This is a genomic window from Mycobacterium sp. PTI7 (genome assembly GCF_056679845.1).
Window position 1 is genome coordinate 765115 of the sequence record NZ_CM155252.1, and the last position, 21571, is coordinate 786685.

18 protein-coding genes are annotated in these 21571 nt (G+C 69.9%); 4 read left to right on the top strand and 14 right to left on the bottom strand.

Annotated elements, in window-relative coordinates:
- Nucleotides 1-26: 26 nt before the first annotated feature.
- From AC1MEY_RS03760 to AC1MEY_RS03785, 6 genes are all read right to left on the bottom strand, one after another.
- On the bottom strand, nt 27-842 hold the full coding sequence (locus tag AC1MEY_RS03760) for an oxidoreductase (protein ID WP_480229389.1): 816 nt from the start codon (nt 840-842) through the stop codon (nt 27-29).
- Between the two features lie 35 nt (nt 843-877).
- A complete protein-coding gene (locus AC1MEY_RS03765) occupies nt 878-2332 on the bottom strand; it encodes a DHA2 family efflux MFS transporter permease subunit (protein ID WP_480229390.1) in 1455 nt (484 codons plus the stop codon).
- A gap of 107 nt (nt 2333-2439) precedes the next feature.
- Entirely contained in the window at nt 2440-2664 is a 225-nt protein-coding gene (locus AC1MEY_RS03770; RefSeq protein ID WP_480229391.1) for a hypothetical protein, read from the bottom strand.
- Between the two features lie 34 nt (nt 2665-2698).
- Nucleotides 2699-3760 carry an NAD(P)H-dependent amine dehydrogenase family protein gene (locus tag AC1MEY_RS03775; RefSeq protein WP_480229392.1) on the bottom strand — a complete coding sequence of 354 codons (1062 nt, stop codon included), beginning with the start codon at nt 3758-3760 and terminating at the stop codon, nt 2699-2701.
- Nucleotides 3761-3887: 127 nt separating this feature from the next.
- Nucleotides 3888-4625 carry an SDR family oxidoreductase gene (locus AC1MEY_RS03780; protein WP_480229393.1) on the bottom strand — a complete coding sequence of 246 codons (738 nt, stop codon included), beginning with the start codon at nt 4623-4625 and terminating at the stop codon, nt 3888-3890.
- Nucleotides 4626-4650: 25 nt separating this feature from the next.
- Entirely contained in the window at nt 4651-5409 is a 759-nt protein-coding gene (locus AC1MEY_RS03785; protein ID WP_480229394.1) for a glucose 1-dehydrogenase, read from the bottom strand.
- Nucleotides 5410-5531: 122 nt separating this feature from the next.
- Here AC1MEY_RS03785 and AC1MEY_RS03790 point away from each other — a divergent pair, with 122 nt between their 5' ends.
- Both AC1MEY_RS03790 and AC1MEY_RS03795 read left to right on the top strand, forming a co-directional pair.
- A complete protein-coding gene (locus AC1MEY_RS03790) occupies nt 5532-6419 on the top strand; it encodes a LysR family transcriptional regulator (protein WP_480229395.1) in 888 nt (295 codons plus the stop codon).
- Between the two features lie 142 nt (nt 6420-6561).
- Nucleotides 6562-7314 carry a GAF and ANTAR domain-containing protein gene (locus AC1MEY_RS03795; protein ID WP_480229396.1) on the top strand — a complete coding sequence of 251 codons (753 nt, stop codon included), beginning with the start codon at nt 6562-6564 and terminating at the stop codon, nt 7312-7314.
- A 3-nt stretch (nt 7315-7317) separates the two neighbouring features.
- Here the strand turns inward: AC1MEY_RS03795 and AC1MEY_RS03800 are convergent, their stop codons facing one another.
- The 8 genes from AC1MEY_RS03800 to AC1MEY_RS03835 all read right to left on the bottom strand — a co-directional run bounded on the left by AC1MEY_RS03800 (nt 7318) and on the right by AC1MEY_RS03835 (nt 19634).
- Nucleotides 7318-7716, bottom strand: coding sequence for a PAS domain S-box protein (locus AC1MEY_RS03800; protein WP_480229397.1), 399 nt, complete (start codon nt 7714-7716; stop codon nt 7318-7320).
- 81 nt (nt 7717-7797) lie between these two features.
- On the bottom strand, nt 7798-8268 hold the full coding sequence (gene rnhA, locus AC1MEY_RS03805) for a ribonuclease HI (protein WP_480229398.1): 471 nt from the start codon (nt 8266-8268) through the stop codon (nt 7798-7800).
- Nucleotides 8269-8305: 37 nt separating this feature from the next.
- Nucleotides 8306-8974 carry a glyoxalase gene (locus AC1MEY_RS03810; RefSeq protein ID WP_480229399.1) on the bottom strand — a complete coding sequence of 223 codons (669 nt, stop codon included), beginning with the start codon at nt 8972-8974 and terminating at the stop codon, nt 8306-8308.
- The gene (locus AC1MEY_RS03815; RefSeq protein WP_480229400.1) at nt 8971-9825 is read right to left on the bottom strand and encodes an ABC transporter permease; all 855 of its coding nucleotides are present in this window, start codon (nt 9823-9825) and stop codon (nt 8971-8973) included. Before AC1MEY_RS03815 ends, AC1MEY_RS03810 begins: the two co-directional genes overlap by 4 nt.
- Entirely contained in the window at nt 9825-10676 is an 852-nt protein-coding gene (locus AC1MEY_RS03820) for an ABC transporter ATP-binding protein (RefSeq protein ID WP_480229401.1), read from the bottom strand. The genes AC1MEY_RS03815 and AC1MEY_RS03820 overlap by 1 nt, the downstream gene beginning before the upstream one ends.
- On the bottom strand, nt 10673-16204 hold the full coding sequence (locus AC1MEY_RS03825) for a type I polyketide synthase (RefSeq protein WP_480229402.1): 5532 nt from the start codon (nt 16202-16204) through the stop codon (nt 10673-10675). The genes AC1MEY_RS03820 and AC1MEY_RS03825 overlap by 4 nt, the downstream gene beginning before the upstream one ends.
- 134 nt (nt 16205-16338) lie before the next feature.
- Entirely contained in the window at nt 16339-18126 is a 1788-nt protein-coding gene (locus AC1MEY_RS03830; protein ID WP_480229403.1) for an NAD(P)/FAD-dependent oxidoreductase, read from the bottom strand.
- A 197-nt stretch (nt 18127-18323) separates the two neighbouring features.
- Complete coding sequence (locus tag AC1MEY_RS03835) at nt 18324-19634, bottom strand: cation:proton antiporter (RefSeq protein ID WP_480229404.1); 1311 nt, start codon at nt 19632-19634, stop codon at nt 18324-18326.
- A gap of 75 nt (nt 19635-19709) precedes the next feature.
- Between AC1MEY_RS03835 and AC1MEY_RS03840 the strand changes: the two genes are divergently transcribed.
- Nucleotides 19710-20843 carry a zinc-binding dehydrogenase gene (locus tag AC1MEY_RS03840; protein ID WP_480229405.1) on the top strand — a complete coding sequence of 378 codons (1134 nt, stop codon included), beginning with the start codon at nt 19710-19712 and terminating at the stop codon, nt 20841-20843.
- Nucleotides 20844-20904: 61 nt separating this feature from the next.
- Complete coding sequence (locus tag AC1MEY_RS03845) at nt 20905-21528, top strand: class I SAM-dependent methyltransferase (RefSeq protein WP_480229406.1); 624 nt, start codon at nt 20905-20907, stop codon at nt 21526-21528.
- Nucleotides 21529-21571 lie beyond the last annotated feature (43 nt).

Below are 21571 nucleotides of genomic sequence, written 5' to 3' on the forward strand. Positions count from 1 at the left end.
GGCCGTCCGGGACGCGGACGCTCCGGTCAGTCCGCGAGTTCGAACGTCTTGCGCAGCTGCTTGTCGAAGATGCGGGCGGGCGCGATGCGGCGCATCACGCTGAGCTGGCGTGCCTTGACGCCGGCGGGGTAGCGCGCTTTGGGGTTCGCGTCGGTGGCGGCGGCGACGATGGCCTTGGCGACGGTCCGGGGATCATCGCCGCCGTTCACCTGCTCGGCCACCACGCGATTGGCGGTGCTGCGCTGTCGCGCGTACTCGTCCAGCGGGTTGTCCGGCGCCGTGGTGTTGTCGTCGAAACCCGTTCTGGTGCCACCGGGCTCGACGAGCAGGACCCGGATCCCGAGGTTACGGACCTCGTGGTCGACGGACTCGGAGTAGCCCTCGACGGCGTACTTCGTGGCGCTGTAGGCGGCCATGTACGGGGCGGGCATGAAGCCGAAGATCGAGGAGATGTTGACGATCCGTCCGCTTCCCCGGGAACGCATGTGCGGCAGGACGGCGTTCATCATCCGGACGACGCCGAAGACGTTGATGTCGAACAGCTTCTGCTGCTGCGCGATCGAGTTCTCCTCGATCGCGCCGGCGAGTCCCATGCCCGCGTTGTTCACCAGGACGTCGATGCGTCCGAACTCGGCGATCACGCCCTCGACGAGTACGGCGACCGACTCGTCGCTGGTGACGTCGAGGTCGCGCAGCGTCACGCCCGGACGGGGTTCCAGTCCCGTGGTGTTGCGGCTGGTGCCGATGACGTGGTAGCCGGCCTCGACGAGACCCTGGGCGGCGAACCTCCCCAGACCGGCGTTGGCGCCGGTGACGAGTGCGACCGGTGTGGATGAGGGCATGTGATCGGTTCCTGACGTCGGGTGCGGTGCGGTGGTCATGGTGTGCGGAGCGGGATGTCGTGCCGAGGGTTTCGGGCGCGCCGGTGTGCGAGGGACTCCACGGCCGTCAGGGCGAGGCCGACGACGGCGCTGGTGGCGCCGGCCGCGGCCAGCAGCGTCCAGCCGGAGCGAATGGCGGTGAACTCGGTGGGGGTGCTCGCGATGTGCGTGCCGACCACCGTGACGATCAGCGCGATGCCCAATACGGATCCGACCTGTCGGGCGGTGTTGATGAGTGACGATCCCGAACCCCAGCGGGGTCCCGGCAGCGCGGAACCGACGACCGAGGAAAGGGTGGGCAGGATCAGCCCGACGCCCAGGCCGGTCAGCAGCTGGCCGGGCAGCAGGCCGCCGACATAGTTCTCCGACGGTCCCAGCCGCCACAGCCACCAGAGCGCGCCGGCCATGAAGCTCAGCGCGCCCAGGGTGGCGACGGCTCCGATGCCCAGCCGGGCCGACACGCGATTGGCCAGTCGGGCGACGACCACGACGACGGCGGGACCGGCAGCGAGGCCGAGGCCGGCCGCCTGAGCCGACCAACCCCAGGTGGAGGTCAGGTACAGCACGTTCACCAGGAGCATGCCGGCGAAGCCGCACGAGAACGTCAGCATCATGACGGTGGCCAGTGCGAACTCCGGCACGCGCAGCACCTCGAGGTCCAGCGCGGGCACCGGGTGGCGGCGCGAGCGGATGACGACCGCGGTCAGGCCCACCGCGGACACGGCCAGCGAGACGGCCACCACCGTTGCGTCCCAGCCTCGCTCGGGAACCTCGACGAGTGCGTAGGCCAGCGCACCGACTCCGAGCACCAGGAACCCGGCACCGAGCAGGTCGGGTCGTCCGATCGGCGTGGCGTCGGATTCGCGGAGGATGCGGACCGCCGCGACCATGGTGACGATGCCGATCGGAACGTTGACCAGGAACACCCATTGCCAACCCGCGGCGACCAGCAGACCGCCCAGCGGCGGTCCGAGTGCCGCTGCGACGGCGCCCACCGACGCCCACGTGCCGACGGCCTTGGCGCGCCGTTCCGCCGGCCAGGCGTTCAGGAGCAGCGACAGCGAGGTGGGGGTGATGAGCGCCGCCCCGACGCCCTGCACGGTCCTGGCGGCCACCAGTGCCCACAGGCTGGGCGCCAGCGCGCAAGCCGCCGATGCGGCGGTGAAGACCGCCAGCCCGATGAGGAACACCCTGCGGTGGCCGTAGCGGTCGGCGAGGCGGCCGGCCAGAGCGAGGACCGCGGCGAAGACGACGGTGTAACCGTTGAGCACCCAGGACATCTGGCCGAAGTCGGACGTCGGGAAGTCGGCGCTGATGGCGGGGAAGGCGATGTTGACGATGAACAGGTCGAGGGTCGCCAGGAACGCCGCCGACGACGTAATCACCAGGACCGCGCCCGGCCTCTCGCTCGTCGGGCGACGAGCGTGGCCAGCCTGCATGTCAGCGGTCACGCCATCTCCTGAGCCCGTGTCACGGCCGTCCGGCCGTGTTTGCCTGTACCCAGACACTAGGCACCTGAGTATAGTGGACGCAAGTCAGGTGATGGTGGCGACCGAGGTCAGGCGACCGCGGGCGGCGTACCCCAGCACTCGACCACCTCGCCGACGTTGCGGAGCATCACGTACCGGAGGTTCCGGTCCGACGCCGTCGACGTCTGATCGGCGTACGCGGTCCGGGCACCCGCTTCGTCGCCCTGATAGACGGTCGTCGGGACCGGCGGGACGCCCTCGGTGGTGGGGTCGTCCGACTCGCCGATCTGTACGTTCCAGGTCGCTTCTGACATGCCGTGGGTCTACCCGGCAGGGGTCGGCGCCTAACTACGACGCGGTCGTACCGGCGCGGTTCGATCGCCAGAGGCCTGCCGGCGCGCGCGGCAGGCCGACGTCGCCGAGCGTGAGTATGCCGGCGGGGGCGCGGGCGACGTCGAGGGCCGCGCTGACCGCGGGCATGGCCGTCATCGTGTCCCACTCGTGGTTGCCCCAGTGCTCCGGCGGAATGAAGCGGATGCGGGTGTGGACGTCGGGCTCGCCCGTGATCACCACGTTGTAGTGATCGTCGTCGAACACCCAGTCACCGTTGAGCTTCTTCGTGAGGTACCACGCGACGCGGGATTCGATCACCGTGTGGCCCCGCACCTTGGCATTCCACCCGCCGCGGATGGCCGCGATGGTGTCCTTCTCCATGCAGAACCACCCGAGATCGACTCTCTCCGAGGTGGTCTGGTGGTCGATGACGAACTCCATCTCGTCGACCTCGTAGCCCATGGCCACGGCCATGCGCTGCACGGAGTCGGCGAAGGTGCCGAACCCGAACTTCGCCAGGTCGGCGACCTCGGGTGTCGCCTCGGGCAGCCCCATCCCCAGCGCCTGCCAGGTCTCGGCCGACTCGTACACCGAGACGTCCGCCGACTCGACGATGGAGATCTTCTGGACGTCGCGACAGACGGCGGTCAACGCCGTCACCACCGTGTTGATCCAGCCCGGGTTGATGCCCGTGACGTAGAGCGAGCTGTTGCCCTGCCGACATGCGGTGGCCAGCCTCTCCGCCGTGTCGCCCTGGATGCCGCCCACGTTCAGGAAGAGGTTCGTGCTGATGACGTCGAGCCCGCTCTCGAGCAACCGCACGACATGGTCCACGTCGGCCAGGAACGGTGTGTACAGCACGGTGTCGGCACCCAGGGCGATGAGTTCGTCGACGTCGGTCGTCGCGAGGACACCGGTGGCGGGTCTGCCGCACAGGGAGCCCGCATCGGTACCCGCCTTGTCCGCCGAGTACGCGAAGACGCCGACGAGTTCGAGACGTGGGTCGTCGAGAATGCCGCGCAGGCTGAGCTTTCCGACCTTGCCGGTGGTCCACTGAATGACGCGCAACGTGTTCATCGGTTCCCTCGGACGACGTGGAGTGGAGATCGCCGAACGTCGGCTCAACCCGTGGAGAACGGCGTTCTCATTTCGGAGAGTAAGCCAATCACCCTGCTCGGTTCAACGGTTCGCGCGAAACCTGTGCTCACAACTGCGACGCCCCGCCGTCGACGCTGAGTTCGGCGCCCGTGGTGTACGTCGCGTCGAAGCCGAGAAAGGCGATGGCCGGGGCGATCTCCGCCGGGTCGCCCAGCCGGTGCATCGGATTATCGGCCTTCATCCGGTCGAGGAACTCGCGGGCCGCGTCGGGCGGCATCGTCCGTTCGAGGATGCCGGTGTCGACGGGTCCGGGGGAGACGGCGTTCACCCGGATGCCCCGGTCGATCAGCTCGCGCGCGAAGGTGCGCGTCAGCGATCGCAGGGCGGCCTTGGTCGCAGAGTAGACGCTGGTCGACGCGATGCCCTTGACGCCGGACACGGAGGTGACGAGCACCGCCGAACTGCCGGGCGGCATCAGGGGCAGGAACTTCTGCAGCGTGAAGAAGGGCGCCCTGGTGTTCAGTGCGAACAACTCGTCGTACTGCGTCTCGGTGGTGTCCTCGATGGCTGTCGCCAGGGTGCCGCCCGCGTTGAGCACGAGCAAATCGACACCGCCGAGTTCGGCGGACGCCCGGTCGACGAGTGCGTCGATGCCGGAGACGGCGTCGCTGTGCTCGACGAGCGCACCCGCACCGAGCGTGGCGCGCGCCGCGTCCAGCGACCTGGGAGTCCGTCCGGTGACCATGACGCGGGCCCCGCCGTCGGCGAGGAGCTTCGCGGTGGCGAGGCCGATGCCGCTCGTCCCGCCGGTCACGACGGCCCGCTTGCCCTCGTAGCGCATCATCGAATCGTCCTCTCGCCGTTGCTGATCAGAGTTGGGAGTCGCCACCGTCCACCACCATCTCGATGCCGGCGACGAACGTCGCGTCGAAGGCGAGGAACGCCACGGCGGGCGCGAATTCCTCGGGGCGTCCGAAGCGGTGCATCGGGTTGCTCGCCGTGAAGTCGGCCTTCAGCTGGGCTGCCCGCTCGGGCACCTCCTTCTCCAACTTGCCGGTGTCGATGGAGCCCGGACTGATCGCGTTGACCCGGATGCCGCGGGGCAGCAGCTCGCGGCTGAGGGTGCGGGCCATCGACCGCAGGGCCGCCTTGCTGGCCGAGTAGACGCTGAGCCGCTCCCAGCCCGTCCGGTTCGCGGTCGACGTCGTCAGCACCACGCCGCCGCCGTCGGCGAGCAGCGGCGCCAACCGCTGGACGGTGAAGAACGGGCCCTTGACGTTGATGGCGAACACCCGGTCGAAGGTCTCCTCGGTCACCTCGTCGAAGGGATCGAAGCTCCCGATGCCCGCATTGACCACCAGCGCGTGCACGGTGCCGAACTCGGCCCGGACCCGCTCGGCCAGTGCGTCGACGTCCGAGAGCGAACTCGCGTCGCTTCGGACCGCGAGGCCGCGCTCGCCGAGCAGCCGCGCGGCGTCATCGAGCGTCTCGCGCGTCCGGCCGGTCACCATCACCCGCGCGCCGCGGTCGGCCAGGAACCGCGCCGCGGCGAGCCCGAGCCCGCTGCTGCCACCGGTGATCACCACGTTCTTGTCTGCGTACCTACGCTTTTCGTCGTCTAGGTCCATGCCCCGAGTCTTCGACGCCGCGGCCCGGCTGTCCAAGACCCGTTCGGCACCCCGTCATGCCGAAACGGCATGACGACGCGCGCCACGGAATACCGTCGGTCGCGGGTCGGGTTGGACCCGGGGTGAACGACCTCGGAACCGACCTGGAGCTTCGGCTGGTGCGGTACTTCACGGCGGTGGCCGAGCACGGGAACTTCGGGCGGGCGGCGGCCGAACTCCACGTCGCGCAACCCTCGCTGAGCCGCCAGATCCAGCGCCTCGAGGGCAGGCTCGGCGTCCGCCTGCTGGACCGCACCCCGCAGGGCACCTGGCTCACCGCGGCGGGCGCGGCATTCCTTCCCGAGGCGCAGGCGCTGCTGCGGGCGGCGCGGCGCGCGGCGCAGACCGCCCGCGCGCACGCACCGGCCGGCAGCATCGTCATCGGCTACGTCGAGGATCTCGTCGTCACCCCGGCCGTGCTCGAGCTGCGCCGTCGGCATCCCGGGGCCCGGATCGGCACGCGACACCTCGACTGCCTCGACGCGTCGGCCTTTGCTGCGAACACGGTGGACGTCCTGGTCGCCCGGGATCCGCTCCCCGAGCCGGCGGACGGTGTCGGCGTGACCGTCCTCTACGAGGAACCGCGCGTGCTGGTCATGCCGGTCGACCATCGGCTGTCCCGCCGCGCCTCGGTGTCACCCGCGGACTTCGCGGGCGAGGACTTCGTGTGCCCGCACGGCGGTGCGCGCGCGATGTACCCGGTCGACGGCGGTGACCTCGATGCCGGTTCGGCGGGTCCGACGGGCGAGAGCTTCGAGGACAGGCTCGAACTGGTCGCGAGCGGTCAGGCGCTGGCGGTGCTGCCGGCCGGTGATCGGCGCAGTTCCCTGCGGGCCGATCTGACGGCGGTGCCGGTGGAGGGGTTCCCGCCCAGCCGGGTCCTGGTCGCAGCCCGGGTCGGCGATGCGAATCCGCTCGTCGCCGACTTCGTGCGGCTGGCCCGTTCGCACCTCGTGGCCGCGACGGTGTGACCCAAAGGGGAAGTGGACAGATCGTCCAGTAGTGGATATAAAAATAACAACTCGGCGTCTAGTCACACGCGCCCGTTTCCTTCGTCGATCCGATCAGTCGGTCGATATCCTCGTCTTCAGTGCTGTGCGGAAGGACTTGCGCTTGAGCGTCGAACGGCCGGACCTCTTGGTCCGCTTGGATGCTGCGGCGGAGGCGATCAGATCTCTGAACACGCTTCTCACCGCGGAGGAGTCACTGGATGACGTGCTCCAGAAGGTGGCCCTCAACGCCGTGCGCGCGGTAGCCGACGCGGATGCGGTGTCGGTCACCGAACTCCGTGACGCGCCCGTACGCACGGCCGCATCCACGAGCGACGAGGTCGTCGCCCTCGACCAGGAGCAGTACGACTCCGGTCGCGGTCCCTGCCTCGAGGCTGCCACGACCCGCCTGCCGGTTCGGGTGACGATGGGGTCGGACGGTCAGCGGTGGCCGGAGTTCGTCGAGGCCGCCCGCGCGGCCGGCGTGCAGGCGACCCTGTCGATACCGCTGATCATCCCGTCCACGACGGGCGACGACGACGAACTCGTGGGTTCGCTCAACGCCTACAGTCGCTCCACGGAGGCCTTCGACGTGTTCGACGAGAAGATCATGGGCCTGTACACCGGGGCGGCCGCACGGGCCATCGCCGAGGCGCGGCGCTGGCAGCGGCTGCGGGACACGGTGGGGCAGCTCGAGGTCGCGCTGGTCTCCCGCACGGACATCGATCAGGCCAAGGGCGTGCTGCGCACGCTCTACGGGGGCACCGCGGACGAGGCGTTCGCGCGGATGGTCGATCGGTCGCAGCGCGAGAACGTCAAGTTGCGCGACGTCGCGCAGCACATCCTCGCCGAGGTCGAGCGACGCGGCGACGAGTGACCGTCACATGCCGTGCAGCCACTCCGACTCGGTGACGTCGTCGAGGACGAGCAGGAGTTCCTCGCCACCGCGTCCGTCCGTCAGGGGCCGGGACACCGCCGCGTAGACCTCGTAGCCGTCGCGGTGGCGCCAGGTGGTGATCCGTCCCGCCATGTCCCGCAGCACGGTGGCGCCGTTCGGTTGCCCGTCGTCCGACGAGGCGAACAGGCTGCTCACCTGCCTGCCCTCGAGGCCGGAGAGGGTGCCCACCATCTCGGCGAAGGCGGCGTTCACGTACAGGATGTCGCCCCCGGGCCCGACCGCGAGGACCGGCAGGTGCAACCGGTCGAGCAGCATGCGGGCGGGGATGACGTCCAGGTACTCGAGCAAGGTCGCTTCGGAGTCGAGAGACTCGCCGTCCATTGCGCGCATGGAAATGTTGACGGTGCCGGGCGGAGAAACCGAACCGACGACGGCTGTGCCCTCGGTCACACAACGGTCTGACTAGGGCAGACGCGCTGCGAGGACCGCTTCCTGGAGGCCGCGGGTGGCCAACTCGTCGGCCAGCTCGTTGTCGGGGACGCCGGCGTGACCCTTGACCCAGAACCACTCCACCTGGTGCCGGACGCACGCGGCCTGGAGCCGCTGCCACAGGTCGACGTTCTTGACGGGTTGCTTCGCGGAGGTCATCCAACCGTTGCGCTCCCAGCCGAGCACCCACTTGGTGATGCCGTTCCGGACGTAGGTGCTGTCGGTGTATAGGTGCACGGTCACCGGTCGGGTGAGCGCCTCCAGCGCCATGATGGGCGCGGTCAACTCCATCCGGTTGTTGCTCGTCGAGGTGGGCTCGCCGCCGGACATCTCGCGTACGTGCTCGCGCATGCGCAGCACCGCACCCCAGCCGCCGGGACCGGGATTGGGCCTGCAGCCACCGTCGGTGTGGATCACCACCACGTCGTCGATGGAATCGCTCATGACCGACGAGGATAGGCCCGCTTGCGAGCCGTCCGGCTCACCGACTCGCGGGTGCGGTGGAGGACCGCGGGTGGGGCGAGATCAGTGCCGTCCGCACCGACAGCCCGAGGTCCCGATGCCGCAGGGTGGTGATCCGGCGTCCCGGTTGCACCGCGTCCTTGACCGGCGACGCGCGGTCGCCGAACAGCGCCGCGGAGGCGTCGACGTCGTCGACCACGTAGGTGAGGCCCCACAGCGTGGCCGGGCCAGGGTTCGACTCCTCGGGCGAGCCGACCACCTCGACGATCACCTCGCCGAACCGGAAGAAGACCTGCCGCATCGGCCGCCCGCCGAGCCGACCGTCCCGTTCGCGGCGCGGTACCGCACCGGCCGCGGCCAGTGCGGCCACCGTCCGGCCGAGGTCGGGGGTCAGCAGGACGACGTGGTCGATCGCGACGATGCCGTTGGCGTGCGCCGGCGCCGGTGTCCCGACGACGGCGTCCGTCGTCGCCGTCGGGATGCCGTCGAGGTCGTCGCCCCAACCGTCGGGCAGCCCGCGCAGCGACCATCCCACGATGCCGACACCCCGGTCGCGGCCGACGAGCCGGATGCCGACGCGGCCGACCCGGCAGACGTCGTCGGGACCGACCGTGAAGCCGGCCGCCGCCCAGGCATCGGCGGGATCGGCCACTTTGAACTCGGCGACGGCGATGCTCGTCGCGGTCACCGCTTGTCCGACCAGCGGAACACCCTCAGACAACAGACGAGCCCGACGATGCTCCAGGCGGCAAGGACCAGGAAGATCCGACCGTGTTCCCACGAGCCCGCCGGTTCGAACACCACCATCTCCGGTGGCAGCAGCACCGACCGGAAGCCCTGCGCCATCCACTTCACCGGGAAGACCGACCCGATGGCGAGCATCCACGCCGGCAGCACCATCAGCGGCACGTACGTGCCGGACACGAACTGCAGACCCACCGCCGGACCGTTGGTCATGACGGCCGCGGACACCGCGTTGGCGGCGAAGTTGCTGATGAAGATGCCCAGCAGCGAGCAACTCGTGATCCCGAGTGCGAAGACCCATGCGAGAGTCCACCATTCGCCGCCGGTGGGGAGCCGCAGGTCGAAGATCGACACCCCGACCACGAGCAGGATGATCGCCTCGGCCAGGCTCGCGATCGCGACCAGGGCGATCTTCCCGACGAAGTACGACGTCGCGGTCGCCGGCGTCCCGCGCAGTCGCCGGAGAGCACCGGTGTCGCGGTCTGCGGCGACGCTGATACCGAGATTGATGAACGACGTGGAGAGGACGCCGTAGGCGAGCATGCTCGCCGCGATCACCGCGCCGGTGCTGGTGTCGGTGTTCGGCAGCTTCGCCGAGAAGATCGACCCCAGCAGGATGCAGATGATCGCCGGCATCGAGAACGTGAGCACCAGCTGCTCGGGCCGCCGGTAGAACATCTTGAGTTCCGGCACCACGCGCGACAATCCGATGCGCAGCGGCGACGGCAGCGCCCTGGTGGTCGAGGGCGCGCGGTGCCGGGGCCGCGCGGCGCGGTCGACGGGCTCGGTCGCCATCAGGCGATCCCGATCAACTGCAGGTAGGCGTCTTCCAGCGTGGGCCGGGTGACGGTGAGTTCGGTCAGCTCCACCCCGTCCATCGACCGCCGGCGGATCAGCTCGGTGGGATGCTCGGTCATCTCGACGTGCACCCGGCCGTCCTCGACCCACCGGACCGTGGCCGCCGACGTGGCGTGCGCCGTCAGGCGTCCCGGCGAGTCCACCGCCACCACCCGGCCCTTGGCGATGACGGCGACGCGGTCGGCCAGCGCCGCCGCCTCCTCCAGGTAGTGCGTGGTCAGCACGATGGTGGTGCCGTCGCGGGCCAGCAGCCGGATCAGGTCCCAGAACTGCCGCCTCGCCTCGGGATCGAATCCCGTGGTGGGCTCGTCCAGGAACAGCAGTTCCGGCATGGCGATGATGCCGAGGGCGACGTCGAGCCGGCGTCGCTGCCCACCGGACAGCGTCCGCACCTTCGACCCGGACGTGAGGCCCAGGCCGACCATCTCGAGGACGTCCGCGGGCGCGCGCGACTCGGCGTAGCACTCGGCGAACATCCGCACGGTCTCGCTGACCGTGAGCATCCCGAAGTCGCTGGCCTCCTGCAGCACGATGCCGATCTTGGCGCGCCACGTCCTGCCCGCGGTGCCGGGATCGTCACCCAGCACGCGGACGTGTCCCGAGTCGCGCTTGCGGTGCCCCTCGAGGATCTCGATCGTGGTCGACTTGCCTGCGCCGTTGGGCCCGAGGATCGCCACCACCTCGCCGTAGTCGACGTCGAGGTCCAGTTCGCGGACGGCCTGCAGCCGGCCGTACGCCTTCGACAGCCCGCGCACGTGCACGGCGGGCTTCGGGACTCCGTTCGTCAAGACCCGTCTGCCTCGAGTTCGGCCAGGAGCGCCCGCAATTCGTCGTCCGACATGTCCGCCACCAACCGGTCGACGTCGTCGGTCGGACCGGCGTCCTCGACGGTCTCGACGGGCGTGTCCACCACCGTCCCGTCCGCCCGGGGGAGCCGGAGGTCGGCCAGTACCCGGTCGGACAGGGAGTCGACGCTCACGCCCTTGAGGATCTCCAGCACCGGGATGTCGATGGCGAAGGTGGCGTTGATGCGCACCCGGAACTCCATGGCCATCAGGGAGTCGAGACCGATCGCGTCGAGGGTCTCGTCGGTGGCGACGTCGTCGACGACGCAGTCGAAGATCGCCGCCACGCTCCGCCGCACCCGGTCGGTGACCACGGCGAGCCGGTCGGCTTCCGGGGTCTCGGCGAGCACGTCGAGCACCGACGAACCGGATTCCGTTCCGCTGACCGAACTCTCGAGTTCCTCGAGGTCGGAGAACATCGGTGGCAGTTGGCCCGCGAGCCCCATCTGCCGGGCCCGCCCCCAGTCGGCGGTGATCGCGACGACCGTCGCCTTCTTCTGGGCGATGAGCCGGTCGAGGATGCGTGACCCCGCCGACGGCGTGATCAACTCGATGCCGCGCTGGGCGTAGATCCGCTCGAGCTTGAGTTCCTCGACCATCCCGACCGACCACGGACCCCACCCGATCGTGAGGGCGGGCAGCCCCTGGGAGCGGCGATGGTGCGCGAACGCGTCGAGGAAGGCGTTGGCGGCCGCGTAGTTGCCCTGGCCGGGCGACGCGACCACCGAACCCGCGGATCCGAACATCACGAAGAACTGCAGGTCGTGTCCCAGGAACGCCTCGTGCAGAACCCGGGTGCCGGTGACCTTGGGGGCCATGACCGCCGCGAACGCCGCTTCGCTCGTGTTCACCAGCAGTCGGTCGTCGACGGAGCCCGCCGAGTGCACGATGCCGCGGATCGGCCGACCGCCGGAGCGCTCGTGGTCGTCCAGCCATGCCCGCACCCGACCGGCATCGGTGACGTCGACGCTCACACAGGCGATCTCGGCGCCGGAACGCTCGATCCGCCGGATCGTCTCGACCGTGCGGAAGTGGGGGTGCTCGGCGTCGAGGTCCGGCCACTGCGCCCGGGGTGGCATCTCGCGGCGGCTCAGCAGCGTGATGTGGCGCGCCCCGCGATCGGCCAGATAGGCGGCCACGGTGTTGCCCAGCGCGCCCGCGCCGCCCGTCACGACGTAGGTCGCGCTGGGCGACAGCTTCGTCGGGAAGGGCTTCGTCAGACCCTCGCACGGGCGCAGCCGCGGTACCAGCGACGCGTCGCCGCGGAACGCCACCTGGTCCTCGGCGTCACCGTCGAGGAGGTGTGCACGGATGCGCGCGGCGGCGGACGCGTGATCCTCCGCGGCGTCGACGTCGATCAGACCGCCCCAGTTGGCGGCGAACTCCTGGTGACCGATGACGCGCCCCAGTCCCCAGATGGCGGACTGGTCGACGGCGAGGCGCTCGGTGCCGAGCGCCGGTTGTGCGTTCGCCGTGACCAGATGCAATCGCGGAGTGGCGGTGTCGAGTTCGGCGATTGCGTTGGCGAGGTGCAGGATCGCGAAGACCCCCAGCCGGTGACCGGTGGCGTTGTCCGCGCCGTCGGCGGGGATGTCGAGGGGCCAGCAGTCGACGATGCCGGCGAGGTCACCCTCGCGGGCGACGTGCGCCTCGAGGAGCCCGCGGAACTGCTCGGGCCGGGCGGCGTCGATGGTGTAGCCCGACGCTGTCTCGACGAGCGCGTCGACCGCACCGTGGGCCACCTCGTGGGCGCGGTGGCCCCGGCCGCGCAGCTCTTCGGCGACGCGTGCGCCGATGCCGGTGTCGTCGGCGAGCACGAGCCAGACGCGATCTGTCGTGGCGTCGGCGGTCTCGCCGTTCGGACCGGCGGGCGCGGCGATCCACTGCATCTCGTAGAGGCCCTTGTCGATGCGTTCGGTCGACATGGCCGACGAGGCGCGCAGGGACTGCACGGTGAAGCCGTCGAACACGGCCAGCGGTTCGCCGAGGGCGTTGACGACGGCGATGTCGCTCTCGATCTCCTCGGCGGTGGTGGAGACGACGCGTACGTGCACGGTCATGGTCTTCTCGGGCGGACCGTAGACGGCGCAGTGCCGGATCTTCGTCGGCAGATACGTCGCGTCCCCGTCGTCGCCGGCGAAGCGCGTGCCGAACAACGTCTGGAACGCGCTGTCCACCAGCGCCGGATGGAAGTGGTAGCCGTCGAGTTCGTCGACTATCGCTGCGGGGACGGTGATCTCGGCGACCGCCGACTCGCCGTCCGCGGCGATGCTTGTGACGGCTCGGAAGGCGTCGCCGTAGCCGAAGCCGATCTCTGTCGTGCGGGCGTAGAAGTCGTCGCCGGGCAGCACGGTGGCGGACGCCGCATCCCGTGCGCCGTGGCGGTGCGCGGGCACCGGCGGCAGGGTGTTGAGTTCGGCCGTCGCGGTCAGCGTCCACCGGAAGTCGCCGTCGCCGGTCGCGGTGAACGCGGCGAACTCCAGCGTCCCGCGCTCCTCGTCGAGCGTGGTCCGTACCAGGGGATCGCAGGCGTCGTCGATGATCAGTGCGCGATGCAGCACCAGATCGTCGACGCTGCAGGGTGTTCCGTAGTGTTCGGTGGCCGCCGCCATCGCCATCTCGACGAACACCGCGCCGGGCACCACGACCGCGCCCTGCACCTGGTGATCGGCCAGGAACGGGCTGGTGGCGACACTGAGTTCGCCCTCCCACGTGGGGTGTACGGCGCTGACCGGCTGCCCCAGCAGCGGGTGCACCGGGTCGTAGTGCAGGTCCTCGGCGGCCTCGGGCGGCTCGTTCCAGAAGCGCTTGGCCTGCCACGGGTAGGAGGGCAGCCGGACCGGAACGGCCCCGCGTCGGGGAGTGAGGCCCTCCCACGACACGTCGATCCCGTTGCCGTGCAGCGCACCGACGCATTCGAGCAGGGTGCGGACGTCGTCCTCGCTGCGGCGCTGGGTGGCGAGCACCGACACCGCCCGGGTGCCGGCGACCTCCAGCAGCGACGACGCCAACACCGGGTGCGGGCCCAGTTCGACGAAGTGGGTGTAGCCGTCGTCGAGCATCCGGCGGGCCGCGGGCTCGAAGAGCACTGTGGCGCGGGTGTTCTGCCACCAGTAGGCCGCACCGGCGGAGTATGCGGACAGCTGCTCGCCGGTCACGGTCGAGTACAGCGGGATGGTGGCCGTCGCCGACGACAGCCCCTCGAACGCGGCGAGGAGATCGTCCTTCACGGCGTCCATGTAGTGGGTGTGGTACGGCACCGCGACGGAGAGGAACCGGGTGAAGACGTCGGCCTCGGTGAGCTGGCGGGCGATCTCGTCGAGGACCTCGCCGTCGCCCGCGACCGTCACGGCGGACGGGCTGTTGATGGCGGCCACCGACACCCGTCGGCCGAATTCGGCCAGCACCGCCGAATCGACCGTCTGCATCAGCCTTTCGGCGCTGACGCCCACGGCGAGCATGCGGCCCAGACCGGTCGTCCGCTGTTGCAGCCGGCTCCGGTGGTAGATGACGTGGACGGCCTGCTCGAAGGTCAGCAGGCCGGCGAGATGGTGCGCGGCGACCTCGCCCGCGCTGTGCCCGACCACCGCGTCGGGGGTGATGCCAAATTCGCGCAGCTGCGCCGCGAGCGCCACCTGCACGGCGAAGTTGGCGGGTTGCGCGATCTCGGTGTCGCCCATGCGGGAGTCGGACTCGTCGCGGCGGAGTTCCTCGAGCAGCGACCAGTCGGCGTAGCGGGAGAGTTCGCGGTCGCAGGCGGTGATCGTCTCGGCGAAGGTGGGGTAGACGTCGAGCAGGTCGCGGCACATCCGCCACCACTGCGGGCCCATGCCGGTGCACACGAAGGCCAGCTTGGGCGCGGTCGCGGACGTCCGGCCCGCGGACACCTGACCGCCGCCGGCGGCGAGTGCCTCGAGCTGCTCCCTGGCGTCGTCGAGGTCGTCGACGACGAACGCCCGGCGGTAGGAGAGGTGCGACCGGCGCTGACCGAGGTTGTAGCCGAGGTCGGCCAGCGTCGTCTCGGGGTGTGCCCGGACGTGCTCCGCCAGGTCGTGGGCCACCGCGAGCAGCGCGTCCTCGCTGCGCGCCGAGATCGGCAGCACCGTGGGCGTCGCCGGCGGCGCCTGGTCGCGCGCCCGCGACTCGACCGGCGCGGGCGGCTCGGCCAGGACGACGTGGGCATTGGTGCCGCCGAAGCCGAACGAGTTGACCCCCGCGATCCGCCGCGGGCCGGCGGGGAACGGACGTCCGGTGCGTGGGACGTCGACGTTGAGGTCGGCGAACACGGCGGTCGGATTGTCGAAGTGCAGGTTGGCCGGGACGTAGCCGTGCTTGAGCACCAGCGCCGTCTTGATGAGTCCGGCGACGCCGGCACCCGCCTCGAGGTGGCCGATGTTGGTCTTCACCGACCCGATGAGCAGCGGCTCGGACGTCGGGCGGTCCGACGCGAGTGCGCCTGCCAGCGCACGCATCTCGATCGGATCGCCGACCGGGGTGCCCGTGCCGTGCGCCTCCACGTAGCCGACCTCGTTCGGCTGGACGGCGGCGCGCCGCAGTGCCGTGGTGATGGCCGACCGCTGCGCGTCCTCACTGGGCACGGTGATGCCGTCGGTGTGACCGTCCTGCGTGACCGCCGAGCCCAGCACCTGGGCGTAGATGCGGTCGCCGTCGGCCACCGCCGCGGCCAGGGGCTTGATGACGACGATCGCGCCGCCCTCGCCGCGCGCGTAGCCGTCGGCGGACTCGTCGAATGCCTTGCACCGCCCGTCGGGACTGAGGAACCCGCTCTTGGACTCCGCGATGGCGGTGTTCGGCCCGACGATGACGTTGACGCCGCCGGCGAGAGCGAGATCGCACTCCCCGTTCCAGATGCTCTGCGCCGCGAGGTGAACCGCGACGAGGGAACTGGAGCACGCCGTGTCGATCGACATGGACGGTCCGCGGAGGTCGAACGCATACGAGATGCGATTCGCCAGCATCGTCATCATCATCCCGGTGGCGGAATGGGTCTTGAAGCGGTAGCGACTGGTGGTGCCCTGGTTCTGCAGCAGCTGGTAGTCGAGGGTGAACCCGCCGATGAAGACGCCCACCTCGGTGCCCTCCAGCGCCGACGCGGGAATTCCGCCGTCCTCCAACGCTTCCCACGTGGTCTGCAGCAGAAGACGCTGCTGGGGGTCGAGCAGGTTGGCCTCGCGCGGCGACACCCCGAAGAACTGTGCGTCGAACTGGTCGATCTCAGCCAGGTACCCGCCCCGACGGGTCACCATCTTGCCGGCCTTCTTCGGGCTCGGATCGTAGAAGCGTGCGGAGTTCCAGCGGCTCTCGGGGACGACGCGGGTGGCATCGGTCCCGCTGCGCAGCAGGTCCCAGAAGTCGTCGGGCGAACTCACGTCGCCGGGCAGGCGGCATCCGATTCCCACGATCGCCAACGGCTCGCGGCCTGCGTGGTCCTGCTTATCGGGCACCTTCATCCTCTTCTTCACGGCGTCGTCTCAATAGTGCGGCACTCGGCGATGATCCGTCGCGCGATCCACCGATGAGTCAGTGGGTGCCCGGGCGGCGACGGGCCACGGTCCGGGGCACGGGTCGTACGGTGGGTCACCGGTCACACGGCGGGTGCGGCGCTGAGGACCCACTCCGTGCTGATCGGGTTGGTCGACTGCTCGCGACGGTAGATCGAGCGGAGTTCTCCCACTAGGGTGTCGCGCTGCCAGGCCTGCACCCGCGCCATCGCGCCGTCGTCGGCGAAGTTCGAGGACTTGTCGGCGAGCACGTCGTCGATGATCTGCCCGGCGACCTGCCGGAGCAGGCGGGCGTTCGCGTCGAACTGGTCGTCGAAGTCCTCGGAGGTCCCGATCATGGCGTGGTGCAGCGTGTACATGAAGTCGAGAGGGGAGTACAGGTCGACGAAGTCGGGCGACGTGTCGGCGCCCTCGACCGCGGCCCACTCGCGGAAGAACGCCTGCATGCGGTTGCTGAGGTCGATCAGTCCCTGCAGGTGCGGCACGAACGCCGGGTCGTCGGCGACGCGGGTGAAGCGGTCGTTGCTGTACAGGAAGCCGACGAAGCCCCAGTAGAACGCGATGTCCCAGATGACCTTCGCCGACATCACCGTCGGCGAGCCCATCAGCACGTACTGGTCGCGGTAGATGTTGAGCCACATGTCGGTCAGCGACCGGAAGAGCGAGTCGCTGATCGCGGCTCGCGCGACGACGTCCTGGCCGTCGAGGTCGCGGCCCACCATGTCGGTGATCAGACCGTTGCCGATCGCGACGAGGTCCAGGCCCGAGGAGTACAGCGGGTCCAGGAACACGCCGGCGTCGCCGGTCACGCACCAACGGTCGGCGCCGTCGAAGGCCTTGGTCACGGTGTGGCTGTAGTGCTTCATCACGCGGAAGTCCATGATGAGGTCGTCGAACCTCCCCACCTCGGACGCGCACTGCGGTTCGTGCTCGGCGAGCCACGCCTTCGCCTTGGCGAGGGTGTTGAAGCCGTCGAACGCGTGGAAGGCGGGATCGGCGACGATGCCGACGCTGGTGGCGCCGGACGCGAGCCGGATGAGCCACACCCAGTAACCCTCGCCCATCAGGTGATTGGTGGAGAAGGAGCGGTCGCCCTCGGCCAGGCGGGAGTGCCAGTCCGGGTCGTCGCTCCACTCGCCGACGTTGATCTCGGCGCCGACGCGGAACCACGCCGCATTGCAGGCGTGGCCGTTGTCGCGCTTGAGGTCGAGTTCGCGTGGCAGCGTGCGGTTCCGGCCGGACGCGTCGACCACCCAGCGCGCCGTCGTGTGCGTCACGCCGTCATCGCCCTGGATGGACAGGCCGTGCGGGGTGTCGCCTGCGCCGACGTCGATGGACCGCACCCTGCCGACGATCATGTCGACACCCGCTGCGACGCACCGCCGGTGGAGTTCGTTCTCCAGCCTGCCGCGGTCGATCTGATACGTGGTCTGCGAGGTGAACGTCGAGCTGCCGAGTTCCACGCGTCGGGTGATGTCGGTGTTGCCCTCGCGGGAGAAGAACATCCGCAGCCCCATCTTGCGGATCTGCGAGTCGCGGAGGTGATCGGCCATCCCCAGCCGGTCGCGCAGGTAGTGCGCGGACACCTCGACGGTGGACTCGCCGACGGTGTGGGTGATCTCGGCGACGGGGTGCGGGGTCGGTTCGACGATCAGCACCCGGGTGTGCGGACGTGCCGACCGCAGTTCGAGCGCGAGGGTGAGGGCGGCGGCGCCACCGCCGATGATGCTCACGTCGTGGTCCGTGGCGGGGTTCTCGGTCCCCGCGGCGGTGCCTGCGGCGGGGGCCGTGGCGAGCCGGTCCTTGATCCGTCGCGCAAGGGCTTCGCGGGCCTCCACGCTCAGCTGAGACAGTTGCGAGTGCACGTCCACGCGACACCTTCCCTCGAGTCGGGTCGAAAAGTCCTTAAGAATCGAAAGTAACACGTCACGGGGCCTCTGCCAGGGGAGACGAGGGCGCCGAGCGCCCGTCGACGGCCACCCGCGAGTCCTCCGGCGGGCAAGTTCGCACGTCCGCCGATCGGCATCCGTCCGAACGTGCCGTCGACGTCAATTGTGTGACCGATTCCTTACGTCTCCGCGGTACCGACGTCGGACGGCCGGGGCGCGGGCGCGGCGTCCACCGCCTCGGGAACCGACGGGGGCACCGGAGGACGGTGGCGTCCGTAGACGAACTCGAAGATGGGCGAAGCCATCAGCGTGGTCACGATCGCGACGATGACGAGGATGGTGAAGAGCGTGGGAGTGATGATGCCCGCCTGCAGGCCGATGTTGAGCAGGATGAGTTCGATGAGACCGCGGGCGTTCATCAGGGCGCCGAGTGCGATGGATTCGCGGGTGGGGACCTTGTTCAGGCGCGCCGCCACCGCGCAGGCGATGCCCTTGCCGGCGATCGACACGACGAGCAGTCCCAGCGTCAGTGCCCAGAGTCCCGGGGTGTCGACGAGGCCGATCTGGGTGTTGAGTCCCGAGTAGACGAAGAACAGGGGCAGTAGGAACGTGGTGGTCATGGGTTCGACGGTGGCGGTGAAGCGTTCGGCGAAGAACCCCGACGGCATGGCGACGCCCAGGATGAATGCGCCGAAGATCGCGTAGATGCCGATGACGTCGGTGAACCAGGCGCACAGCATCAGGATCAGCAGGACGGTGCTGAGAACCGGTGCGCTGATGGTGTTCTGACGCTCGGTCATCGGGCCAAGCACGCGCAGCGCACGACGGCCGATGGTCAGGACCACGAGGGTGTAGGCGATGCCGCCGGCGATCGCGAGGACGGCGGTGGACGGGTCGTTGCGGTTGAGCGCCAGGACGATGGCGAGGATGCACCAGGAGATGGCGTCGTCGGTGGCGCCGCACGCCAGGGCGAGCGTGCCCAACGACGTTCCGGTGAGCCGCTTCTCGAAGATGATGCGGGCGAGCATGGGGAACGCGGTGGTCGCGATCGAGGCGCCGAGGAACAGCATGGCCATGACCAGCGTGACGTTCTCGCCGAAGAAGATCCCGCCGGCCAGCAGCGGCGCGGCGATCAGGGCACCCAGGGCGAGCGGCACCAGGATGCCCGCGGACGACACCGCGGCCGCGGTGCCCACGCGGTGCCTGATCAGGTTGACGTCGAAGTTCAGCCCGATCAGGAACATGTAGAGGACCAGGCCGATCTGGGCGATCGTGTACAGCACCGTGTTGGCCGGACCCGCCGGGAACATCCACTGCTGCGCCTCGGGGGCGAACAGGCCGAACAGGGACGGGCCGAGGACGACGCCGGCGATCATCTCGCCGACCACCTGCGGTTGCCCGACCCGGCGTGCCAGCAGACCCACCACGCGGCACGCCGCGAGGATGACGGCCAGTTCCAGGAAGAAGTGGATGGCGATCTCTGCGGGCACGGGCATGTCCTCCAGGTCGACGGTGCGGGTTCACACTGTCATGGTGAGTCCCCGATACGGAACGAGGCATCGCCCATGACCGCAGACCTGCCCGATACCGCGCTCGAACTCCGGTCACTGGTGACGTCGGACGGAATGCTCGAACTCTCACTGCACGACGTGCCGGTACCCGCCCCAGGACCCGACGAGGTGCTGGTGCGCGTGGAGGCGGCACCGATCAACCCCTCGGACCTGGGCCTGCTGACCGCCGGCGCGGACATGGCCGCCGCGACGGTAGCCGGCACGCCGGAGCGGCCCGTCGTGACCGCGCCGCTGCCCGACGGTGCAGTCGCGGGCCTGCGGGCGCGTCTCGACCAGTCGCTGCCCGTGGGCAACGAGGGTGCGGGCACCGTGGTGGCCGCGGGTACGTCGGCCGCTGCGCAGGCGCTGCTCGGCACGACCGTGGGCGTCGCGGGCGGCGCGATGTACTCGCAGTACCGGGTGGTCGCCGCGGCGGCCTGCCTGCCGCTGCGCGACGGCGCGACGGCGCGGGAGGGCGCGTCGTCGTTCGTCAACCCCCTGACGGCGCTCGGCATGGTCGAAACCATGCGCCGCGAAGGACATTCGGCACTGGTGCACACCGCCGCCGCGTCCAATCTCGGTCAGATGCTCGTCAAGATCTGCCTCGCGGACGGCGTGCCGCTGGTCAACGTCGTCCGCAAGCCGGAGCAGGCGGAGTTGCTGCGCGGACTGGGTGCGGTCCACGTCTGCGATTCGTCTGCGCCGTCGTTCCAAGCCGACCTCCGGGAGGCGCTCGTCGCGACGTCGGCGACGCTCGCGTTCGACGCCATCGGCGGTGGGACGCTGGCGGGCCAGATCCTGAACGGCATGGAGGAGGCCGCCAACGAGACGGCGGCGGAGTACTCGAGGTACGGATCGACCGTGCACAAGCAGGTGTACGTGTACGGCGGTCTCGACACCGGACCGACGGTGCTGCACAGGCGGTTCGGCATGGCGTGGGGCATCGGCGGGTGGCTGCTGACGCCCTTCCTGCAGACCGCGGGCGCCGAGACCATCGGCCGGCTCCGGACGCGGGTGGCCGACGAACTCACCACGACGTTCGCGAGCAGCTATACCCGCGAGGTCTCGCTGACCGAGATGCTCGCGCCCGAGGCGTTCACGGCCTACGTGAAGGCCGCGACGGGGGAGAAGTTCCTCGTCACCCCCTGACGGGTTGCCAGATCGGCAATATGCTTTGCGCATCTCGCCGTAGGCGGGAAGTGTTGCGGACATGACGAATTCATCTGCGCGTCCGGATCACGCCGCCGAATGGGACGAGCGGTACTCCGGCGAGGAACAGTTGTTCAGCGGCCGGCCCAACGGTGCGCTCGTCGCCGAGGTGGCCGACCTGACGCCGGGCCGTGCCGTCGACGTCGGATGCGGTGAGGGAGCCGACGCGGTGTGGCTGGCCGGCCGCGGCTGGACCGTGACCGCCCTAGACGTCTCCCAGGTGGCGCTCGTACGTGCGGCACGTCGCGCGGGCGACCTGTCGACGGTGATCGACTTCGTCCACGCGGGTCTGCTGGAGGCCGAGTTGACCGCCGGTGCCTTCGACCTTGTCTCGGCGCAGTACCCGGCGCTGGCCGCCACCCCCGGCCACGACGCGGAACGCGCCCTGCTCGGCGCCGTGGCGCCCGGCGGGACGCTGCTGGTGGTGCATCACGCCGACGTCGACGTCGAGGCGGCAAAGGCGCACGGCTTCGACCCCGCCGACTACGTGATGCCGGCCGACGTGGCCGCCCTGCTCGACGACGGCTGGGTGGTCGAGGTGGACGAGCGACGTCCACGCGACGTCCCCGCAGGTGCGGGCAGCGGGCACACGCACGACCTCGTGCTGCGCGCGCGACGGCGTTGAGGGCACATCGCAGTAGTCGATTACGGAACGCGCACCCGGTCGC